The 8,935-nt window shown below is 49.1% G+C and carries 9 protein-coding genes; 7 read left to right on the top strand and 2 right to left on the bottom strand.

Going from position 1 to position 8,935, the window contains the following annotated elements; all coding sequences use genetic code 11:
• Window positions 1–245 precede the first annotated feature (245 nt).
• The 5 genes from EWH91_RS13235 (at window position 246) to EWH91_RS13215 (ending at window position 4,844) form a co-directional block, all read left to right on the top strand.
• Complete coding sequence (locus EWH91_RS13235; protein ID WP_129930595.1) at window positions 246–401, top strand: DNA-binding protein; 156 nt, start codon at window positions 246–248, stop codon at window positions 399–401.
• Between the two features lie 553 nt (window positions 402–954).
• A complete protein-coding gene (locus tag EWH91_RS13230; RefSeq protein WP_129930593.1) occupies window positions 955–1,887 on the top strand; it encodes a DMT family transporter in 933 nt (310 codons plus the stop codon).
• Between the two features lie 79 nt (window positions 1,888–1,966).
• On the top strand, window positions 1,967–3,247 hold the full coding sequence (locus EWH91_RS13225; RefSeq protein WP_129930591.1) for an aspartate aminotransferase family protein: 1,281 nt from the start codon (window positions 1,967–1,969) through the stop codon (window positions 3,245–3,247).
• Between the two features lie 14 nt (window positions 3,248–3,261).
• Window positions 3,262–4,248 (top strand): C-terminal binding protein, encoded by a 987-nt coding sequence (locus EWH91_RS13220; RefSeq protein ID WP_129930589.1) that lies wholly within the window; start codon window positions 3,262–3,264, stop codon window positions 4,246–4,248.
• A 50-nt stretch (window positions 4,249–4,298) separates the two neighbouring features.
• On the top strand, window positions 4,299–4,844 hold the full coding sequence (locus tag EWH91_RS13215; protein WP_129930587.1) for a phosphoribosyltransferase family protein: 546 nt from the start codon (window positions 4,299–4,301) through the stop codon (window positions 4,842–4,844).
• On the opposite strand, the gene EWH91_RS13210 is transcribed toward EWH91_RS13215, so the two are convergent.
• Together EWH91_RS13210 and EWH91_RS13205 are read right to left on the bottom strand one after the other, a co-directional pair.
• The gene (locus tag EWH91_RS13210; protein WP_129930585.1) at window positions 4,841–5,779 is read right to left on the bottom strand and encodes a nucleoside hydrolase; all 939 of its coding nucleotides are present in this window, start codon (window positions 5,777–5,779) and stop codon (window positions 4,841–4,843) included. The two genes, EWH91_RS13215 and EWH91_RS13210, sit on opposite strands and share 4 nt — an antisense overlap.
• An 87-nt stretch (window positions 5,780–5,866) precedes the next feature.
• The gene (locus EWH91_RS13205; protein WP_129930583.1) at window positions 5,867–6,952 is read right to left on the bottom strand and encodes a BMP family lipoprotein; all 1,086 of its coding nucleotides are present in this window, start codon (window positions 6,950–6,952) and stop codon (window positions 5,867–5,869) included.
• A gap of 325 nt (window positions 6,953–7,277) precedes the next feature.
• On the opposite strand from EWH91_RS13205, the gene EWH91_RS13200 reads away from it, so the two are divergent.
• Window positions 7,278–8,351 (top strand): M42 family metallopeptidase, encoded by a 1,074-nt coding sequence (locus EWH91_RS13200; protein WP_129930581.1) that lies wholly within the window; start codon window positions 7,278–7,280, stop codon window positions 8,349–8,351.
• 95 nt (window positions 8,352–8,446) lie between these two features.
• Window positions 8,447–8,932 (top strand): S-ribosylhomocysteine lyase, encoded by a 486-nt coding sequence (locus tag EWH91_RS13195; protein WP_129930580.1) that lies wholly within the window; start codon window positions 8,447–8,449, stop codon window positions 8,930–8,932.
• Window positions 8,933–8,935: the final 3 nt, after the last annotated feature.

Below are 8,935 nucleotides of genomic sequence, written 5' to 3'. Positions count from 1 at the left end.
TGGAAACGACGGGATTCGTCTGCCCTGAAAACGAGAAAATGGCTGTCCGCATGTTCCATGCGGGCCAACAGGCATTCAAAATCATCGTTAAGTTGTTCGCTTAGTAAAAATCTGTAAAATCCTTTGCGAAATTACCACCTAAACCATAGAAAATAAGCTGCTATGAATAATTCAGGATATATTATGATGTCATTATCTTGTAAACATTATGATTAAATATTATTATATTTATGAGGTGAAATGATATGGGTACGATAGCAAGTAACAAAACAAGAACACTATTGACCATTGAGAAAGACTTAAAGAAAGAGTTGGAACAAATAGCCAAAGAACAAAACAGATCATTTAACAATTTAGTGATTACAGTATTGAGAAGATACGCCGATTCATCTCATGACTGAAGTCACGAGTGTTCTCGGCTAATAATAAAATGAAAAAAATCCAGTCCATCCTAGATATGGATTTAAATAACCCCTATGTCCGGACGAACCTCCTGCTCGCCTTTATGATTGAAGACGTCAGCGACTGATCTGACCCTGACTTTCTCCTTATTTTGACGTGCGGCTGAAAAAATATCAGATCCGGCTGAATAATTCAGATCAGCGGCTGAAAAAATACTGGGTCTGGCTGAATAATTCAGATTTGCGGCTGAAAAACTACCGGCTCCGGCTGAATAATTCAGATTTGTGGATGAAAACCGGTCCGGCTGAATTATTCGGATTTGCGGCTGAATACCGGTCTGGCTGAATAACCCAGATCTGCGGCTGAAAAAATACCGGCTCCGGCTGAATAACCCGGACTTGCGGCTGAAAAAAACTGCATCCGGCTGAATAATTTGGACTTGCGGCTGAATGACCCCCGCATCCGGCTGAATAATCACATTCAACCGGCGGAATACGAACTTTCAGCCGGACCAGTGAGCAAGTTATCCTCTCGTACGGAGATGAAAGGACCATGAAATTTCGTGCTTATCTTGCAGCTGTGCTGTTTTCATGCATCATCGGTTTTTCGTTTTTGTTTGTCAAACTCAGTTTGCAGGAAGCAGATCCCCTGGATGTGCTGGCGCATCGCTTTACGATTGCATTATTTTTTTCCCTGCCCTTTTTACTTTTCAGAAAGATGAAATGGTCTTTTCGGCCGCGGGATCTGCTGCTGCTTCTCTTACTGTCCGTTTTGAACCCTTTTTTCTATTTTCTGACTCAGGCACTTGGACTGCTCTACCTGCCTGCTTCGGAAGCGGGGATTATTCAGGCACTGCTGCCGATTTTCACCATTTTGATGGCTTCCTGGTTTCTTAAAGAGAGACAGACAGGGCTGCAGAAACTGGCTGTGAGCGTTTCCGTCCTGGGTGTGATGTTTATCTTTATGATGAATAACGTCCATTTTGGACTCGTGAAATGGCCCGGTATTGTACTGATCATGGTCAGTACGCTGACCTATGCCGGCTATAATGTACTTGGCAGGAAGGCGGCGCAGTCTTTCCGAATGGAGGACATGACCTGCTTTATGATTTTCTCAGGATGGATCTCCTTTAATCTTATCTCTGCCGGTAACCACATCGCTTCAGGGACAGTGGCCGGCTACTTTACGCCGCTGGCAAACCCTGTGTACCTGATCTCAGTCAGTTATCTCGGCATTCTGGCGTCGTTTACGACATTTTTTCTGTCCAATTTCGCTCTGAAGCATATAGAGGCTTATCGATTCGGCATTTTTACGAATCTGACAACGATCATTTCTATTTTCGCCGGAACGTTTTTTCTCCATGAACAGCTGTTTTATTATCATTACATCGGCGCACTGATGGTTATAATCGGTGTCATCGGTGTGAATATCCTTTCGCCTGTTGAGCGTATGGCAGCCGGATCTGCGGACAGGAGGTCTTCATAAAACGTGTTCCGGTATATTTTCACTTCTGATAAATATTTTAAATTAAAGAGGATCGTCACGAAAAGATGGAGGCATGCGGATGAACATTGAGGATTACAGGCCATTTCTGAGTCCGGCACTGGCAAAGGCAACCGATCTCATTGTGGCAAGTGGAGAGGGCTGTTATCTGACGGATATTCACGGCGAGCGCTATCTGGATTTTGTGCAGGAGATCGCTGTCAACGCGCTGGGACATGGCCATCCGAAGATTGTTGAGGCGATCAAGAAACAGGCGGGAAAACTGATTCATGCTTCGTTCAATCTCGTCCATTATCCATCCACTCTGGAACTGGCCAGGCGGCTTGCTGCAGTGACACCGGGACGGCTGGACTCGGTGTTTTTCTCAAATGGGGGTGCCGAGGCGATTGACGGGGCTTTGAAACTGGCCAGAGTTTTTACGAAAAGACCGGCGATTATCGCTTTTCAGGGGTCTTTTCATGGCCGGACACTGGGCGCACTTTCGGTGACGGGTTCGAAAGCGAAATACCGAAAATACGTTGAACCGATGGCGGGTTCCGTTTATTTTGCCCCTTATCCGTCAAAGGATCTGTGTCCGGACGGATTTAATGCAGCACAGCGTACGGCCTATTGCCTGAATGAACTGGATCACCTGTTTGCGTATCTGATCGCGCCGGATCAGGTGGCGGCGATCATCATGGAGCCGGTTCAGGGAGAAGGAGGGTATGTGGTTCCGGAGAAAGCATTTGTTCAGGGCATTTGCGAGCGCTGCAGCCGGCACGGCATCCTGCTGATTATCGATGAAATACAGTCCGGCTACGGGCGCACAGGCCGGATGTTTGCAAGTGAACAGTTCGGGGTCGTGCCGGATATCATGACGGTTGGAAAAGCACTGGCGGGCGGGTTGCCGATGAGTGCGGTCGTTGCCTTACCGGAGATTATGGCGGAGTGGCACCCGGGGATGAATGGGACGACGTTTGGCGGTCATCCGGTCAGTGCAGCTGCGGCACTGGCTGTCCTGGATGTTTTTCAGGAAGAAGATCTTTTAGACCATGTCCGAAAAATGGGCGGGTATCTGAAGAGCCGGCTGCTTGATCTGCAGCAAAAGTACACCTGCATCACCGATGTCCGCGGACTGGGGCTGATGCAGGCTATTGAATTTTCTCACCCGGACGGAAGCCCGGCGCCAGATATGCTGTCACGCGTCAGAGAAGACTGCCTGAAGCACAGACTTCTGACTCTTGGCTGCGGTGTCCATGAGAACGGGATGCGCTTCGCAACGCCGCTCAACATTAAAAAAGAAGAGATGGATCAGGGGCTATCGATTATCGACCGTGTTTTAAGCGGGATCTGTACGCATTGAGAGGAGCAGCGCAGGTGAAGAAAAAAGTTCTCTACTATAATATTGATGATACGCTGGACTACGAACGGCAATTGCTTCGAGAATGGGCCATTCCGGATATCGAGCTCGTTGAAGTGAAAGATTATGAGAAGAAGAAAGATTTCGTCGACCATGCGCGCGACGCAGAGGGCGTGGTGGTTGAATATCAGCAGATCACGCGGGAAATACTTGCTCAGTTGCCGCGCCTGAAAATCATCGCTCTTCAATCGATCGGTGTCGATCATGTCGATTTGCAGGCGGCAACGGATCACGGCGTCTGTGTCACCAACTGTCCCGGGTTTTGCTCAGAAGAAGTGGCGCTGCATGCAGTCGGGATGATAATTGATCTTGTTCGGAAAATCACCATGCATGACCGTTCTGTCCGGCGCGGGATGTGGAATCCGCTGTATGGTTATAAAACGTATCGGCTGTCTGGAAAGACAGTGGGTCTGTATTTTTTTGGCAGTATTCCCCAGGCAATGATGCCGATGTTGCGTGCGCTGCATGTCCGCGTCCTTGTGTATGCTCCGACGAAAAGCCGGGCATTCCTGAGGCGTTTTGGTGCGGAAAAAGTCGAAACATTTGATGAACTGCTGATGCAATCGGATATTCTTTCGCTGCACTGTCCGCTGATCCCCGCAACGACGCACTTAATTTCAGAAAGAGAACTCAAAATGATGAAAAGGAGTGCTTTTCTCGTCAATACATCCCGGGGCAGGGTGGTGGATGAAGCGGCGCTTGCCGAAGCCATCCGGGAAGGTGAAATCAGGGCAGCAGCCGTTGATGTGATTGAAGATGAAATGACTGAAAAAAGCCCGCTTTTTGCCCTCGAAAATACCGTCATCACGCCTCACTCTGCCTTCGTCTCAGAAGATTCATTTTACAGCGCCCGGAAAATAGCCTTGCAGCAACTGGTCCGGCGATTGCATAAACAGGAAAGACCTGCTAATCTTGTTAATCAGGATATCATTATTCAGGGATAGGTTCAGAGACGAATCGCCTGTTGATCGCGCGCATACAAAGGAGAATCATTATGTCATTTTTTACGTTACATGTTGCCGGTGTCACGCGGCATCTGCCTGTGAGACAAATTTCGGATACGCTTTCCATTGCAAGTTTTGTCATTCTCGGTGATGCCGAGCTGGTCGTTCATGCAGCTGCAGCATTAAAGAAAAAGCTTCCGGAAGCAGATTACCTGCTCACAGCGGAAGCAAAAGGGATTCCTCTCGTCCAGGAGTTGTCCCGGATTATGGGGATGAAACGTTATTTTGTTGCCAGAAAAAGTATCAAGCCTTACATGGCAGAGCCCTTTGTCACGGAAGTCCGTTCGATGACCACGCAGAAAAAGCAGATTCTGTGTCTTGATCGGGCGGAAGCCGGGCTGATCAGGGACAGGCGTATTTTGATCATTGATGACGTGATCAGTACCGGTGAATCGATTCAGGCACTGGAACTGCTCGTCCGTGAAGCCGGCGGGCAGGTTGCCGGCAGGGCAGCGATTCTTGCCGAAGGTCAGGCAGCTGAGCGGAGCGACATTATCTATCTGGAAAAACTGCCGGTCTTTCCGGTTGCGGATTAAGCTTTTTTGGCCAGCTCAATCAGTGACGACCAGAAGGCCCGGGTATCAACATCGTAGACAACCTCAACAGGGCGACCGCCTTCAACGGGTTCGATTCTGCCCTGGCAGGGTTCTTCAACATGGACACGGGTCAGGGCTTTTTTCGTCCTGACGAGTTCCGGATATCCGGCAGCCATCGTGGTCAGTACATCCCACAGATAGTACGTGGCGTTATTTTCAAAATGAATCAGCGGCGGAACGGATGCGTAACATTGGCCGATGAAATCCAGCCCTGTATATTTTCTAAGCGATGCCCACTGGTTGCGAATGGGAAGAGTCAGCGGAACCTGACTGGTACTTTCAAGGGCGACCATTTTAATTTTCAGGCTGCTCTGCCAGACGCGGGCGACGGCTTCAGGGTCCCAGAACGCGTTCCATTCTGCCGATCCGTCATGCTCAGGTTCCTGGACATTGCCCACCGGATTCAGGGTGCCGCCCATCCAGATCAGCTGGTCTGTTTTTTCTTCAATGTCCGGCGCCTGATCGAGTGCGCGTGCCAGATCAGTCAGCGGGCCGGTACAGAGTATGGTTGTCGGCTCCGGATGGTTTCGAATTTCCTGAATCAGATGTTCATGCGCGGGGAGCGGGCTGACCGGGGCTTCCATCTTTCCTGATTCATTCAAAACAGGCAGGGCATTGACGTAGAAGGAACGCAGGCGCCATTCTTTGGGAAAGGGGTGCACGCCCCTTGAGTTTGAGCGGGCGACTTCCGTCTTTTTCCGGGCAAATCGATCAATGATTTTCCGGCTGGCTTCAATCCCCGGTGACAGATAGCCATCTGCGGGGATGACCGATACGCCGCTGAGTGTCACATGTTCCATCTGAGTCAGTAAAAAAAGCGAAACAAGGTCATCAACATCTGTATCATGGATAAAGTAAATCGTCCTGTTTTTCATGATGAGGCATCTCCTGTTCGTTATCGATTATAGATAGGAAAAACAACGATGGAACCTGCCCATCGCTGTCTTAATAGTGCAGAAAACTTATTTTTTGGGCAATGAAGAGAGATAATCTGCATACTCCTTATCCGTTGACGGAACCGTGATGTCGCCGTCAATAATCTTCTGCTGATAATCTTTCACCTGATCAATAATCTCCGGTTTCACATTTTTTGTGGTCGGGGCGATCCCCACGCCTTTTTCCTTCAATCCGTACTCAAGGATCTGACCCCCCGGGAAGTTGCCCTTCCTCGACTTTGAAGAAGCATCGTAAATCGCCTGATCCACGCGTTTCACCATGGAAGTCAGGGTCACATTTTCCGGAAGCCCTTCTTCATGCTGATCCCGGTCCACTCCGATAACCCAGACGTTCTTCCCGTCCTTTTTGAGAGATTTGGCTTCGGTGAAGACGCCGTTTCCGGTATCGCCGGCAGAAGCGTAAATAATGTCTGCACCTTTTGTATAGAGCGTCTGGGCGATCGCACGGCCCTTATCCGGTGCATCAAAGGCGCCAGCATACTGGGCGTAAATTTCAGCGTCCGGATTAGCAGCTTTAACGCCGGCTTTAAATCCGTTTTCGAATTTTTTGATTAGTGCCGAATCAACTCCGCCGATAAAGCCCACTTTATTGGTTTTCGTTGTCAGCCCGGCGACCACACCGACAAGGAAGGAGCCCTGCTGTTCCTTAAACGTCAGATTAGCCACATTTTTCAGGGGCTTGTTATTTTTGTCCACTGCAACACTGTCAACCAGTGCAAAATGAGCATCAGGACTCTGCTGCGCGATTTTTTGTATATCGCTCTGCATCTGGAAGCCGATCGCAATGATTAAGTTATATTTCTGATTGATTAATTCATGCAGATTCGGTGAAAAGTCACTCGGCTGGCTGGATTCCAGGTATTTCACATCAGATCCGGTCTTCAGATCGTTATCTTCAGCGAACTTTTTCATACCTTCCCATGAGGACTGATTAAAGGATTTGTCGTCAACGCCGCCGATGCCGGTGACCATGGCAACTCTGAACGTGTCCTCTTTAGTTGAACTGCCTGCCCCGCTCCTGTTTCCACAGCCGGAAAGCGCGGCAGCGATGATCAAAACGGCTGAAAGCAGTACTGCGATTTTCTTTAACAAGGAAAACCCTCCTGAAATGTAATATGTAGTTATAAAGTAACTATAACGTATCAATAGGTAAAATGGAACATAAAATACAGGAAAAAACGAATAATATAAATCAGATCGGCTTTCTTCGTTCGGAATTTGCCACGCATGAACGGGCAGTAACCCCCCCGCCTCCGGGCCATGAGGGAAAACGACCAGGCGCGGGTGGACGTTTCGCTTTATTCCGGGGAGCAGTCCGGCAGATCAGCGGGATATCCGTTTCAGTATGGAACGTGGATCATTTTTTTATTCCCGCCTGTGCCGGTCTGAGGTAAAATAAGGATAAGGAGGCAAAAAAATGGATAAGAAGCGTTCCTTACAATTATTAGAAAAACTCTCAAACGCAAACGGCGTGTCGGGGTTTGAAGATGAAGTTGTCCACCTTTTCTCAGAAGCTGTAAAGGATCTGGGCGAAGTAACCGAAGACCCCATGCGTAATGTTTATGTCAGGCGCAGGGGGAACACCGGGCATCGTCCGGTTGTTCAGCTGGACGCGCACAGTGACGAAGTGGGGTTCATGGTACAGGCAATCAAGCCGAACGGAACCCTCCGTTTTGTGACGATTGGCAGCTGGGCTCCAGTGAATATTCCGGCACATAAGGTGCGGGTACGTAACAGGGATGGTGTCTATCTTCCGGCGATTATCACCAGTATACCGCCACATTTTATGACTGCTGAACAGAAAAAGGCTGTACCGAAGATCTCCGATATGGCGATCGATGTCGGTGCGACGTCTGCGGAAGAAGTAAAAAATCATTTGAAGATTGATATCGGCGCCCCTGTTGTGCCTGATGTGCGTTTCGAATATCTTGATCATCGTGATGTGATGCTGGGTAAAGCTTTCGATAACAGGATCGGCACCGCATGTCTTGCCGATACCTTGCGTGAACTGGACGGGCAGGACCTTGATGTCGATATTGTTGCCTCCTTATCTGCACAGGAAGAGGTAGGTGAACGCGGGGCACAGGTCACGGTGAAAAAGATTCAGCCGGATCTGGCTATCGTTTTTGAAGGGCCGCCTGCCGACGATACATTTTCTCCGGAGTATATGATTCAGACTGGCATGAAGCGCGGACCGATGCTGCGTGACCGGGATACCTCGATCATCGTTAACCCACGGTTCCAGAAATACGTCCTGGACAGGGCCGGTGCGAAGGGGATTAAAGCACAACACGCGGTCCGGACCGGAGGCGGTAACGACGGGGCAGTGATCAACCTGTATTCAGGCGCACCGACTATTGTCCTCGGGATTCCGGTCCGGTATGCCCATACGCCGTATAGCTATGTTGCTTTTGAAGACTATGTGTCGGCACTGAAGCTGACAGTTGACGTCCTGAAGTCACTGAATGCGGAAGTAATTGGCCGTTTTTAGTTGAAAAAACGTTATGACGTGCATGTTGGGGTATATTCATATTAAAATAGAGTAAAGCAACAGGAATTCAATTATTTAGAAAGGAGATTCTTATCATGGCAAAAGTAGAAAGTTTTACTCTTGATCATACAAAAGTCAAAGCGCCTTATGTCCGGCTGATCAGTACGGAAAAAGGACCCAGGGGCGATGAGATTCAGAATTACGACCTGCGCCTTGTTCAGCCGAATGCCAATGCCATTCCAACAGCAGGCATTCATACGATTGAACATATGCTGGCCAGTCTGCTTCGTGATCGTCTGGACGGCGTGATTGACTGCTCACCGTTCGGCTGCCGGACAGGGTTTCATCTGATTCTCTGGGGCGAACATCAGCCTGACGATGTCGCCAAAGCATTGAAGGGGGCTCTCGAATTCATTGCCGGCCCGGCCACATGGGATGACGTGCAGGGGACAACGATTGAAAGCTGTGGCAACTATCGTGATCATTCACTTTTTTCCGCTAAGGAATGGTCAAAGAAGATCCTTGCAGAAGGAATCAGCTCCGACCCCTTTGAACGTAAAGTCGTAACAGAATCCCTGTAAAAA

It is taken from the genome of Sporolactobacillus sp. THM19-2 (assembly GCF_004153195.1).
Classification (GTDB): domain Bacteria; phylum Bacillota; class Bacilli; order Bacillales; family Sporolactobacillaceae; genus Sporolactobacillus.
This window is presented reverse-complemented; position numbering and strand designations above follow the sequence as displayed.

Bases quoted from the DNA above. Each gene is read 5' to 3' on its own strand.
- EWH91_RS13215 (WP_129930587.1), top strand. From the start codon at position 4,299: ATGTCATTTTTTACGTTACATGTTGCCGGTGTCACGCGGCATCTGCCT.
- EWH91_RS13200 (WP_129930581.1), top strand. From the start codon at position 7,278: ATGGATAAGAAGCGTTCCTTACAATTATTAGAAAAACTCTCAAACGCA.
- EWH91_RS13210 (WP_129930585.1), bottom strand. From the start codon at position 5,779: ATGAAAAACAGGACGATTTACTTTATCCATGATACAGATGTTGATGAC.
- EWH91_RS13230 (WP_129930593.1), top strand. From the start codon at position 955: ATGAAATTTCGTGCTTATCTTGCAGCTGTGCTGTTTTCATGCATCATC.
- EWH91_RS13235 (WP_129930595.1), top strand. From the start codon at position 246: ATGGGTACGATAGCAAGTAACAAAACAAGAACACTATTGACCATTGAG.
- EWH91_RS13195 (WP_129930580.1), top strand. From the start codon at position 8,447: ATGGCAAAAGTAGAAAGTTTTACTCTTGATCATACAAAAGTCAAAGCG.
- EWH91_RS13225 (WP_129930591.1), top strand. From the start codon at position 1,967: ATGAACATTGAGGATTACAGGCCATTTCTGAGTCCGGCACTGGCAAAG.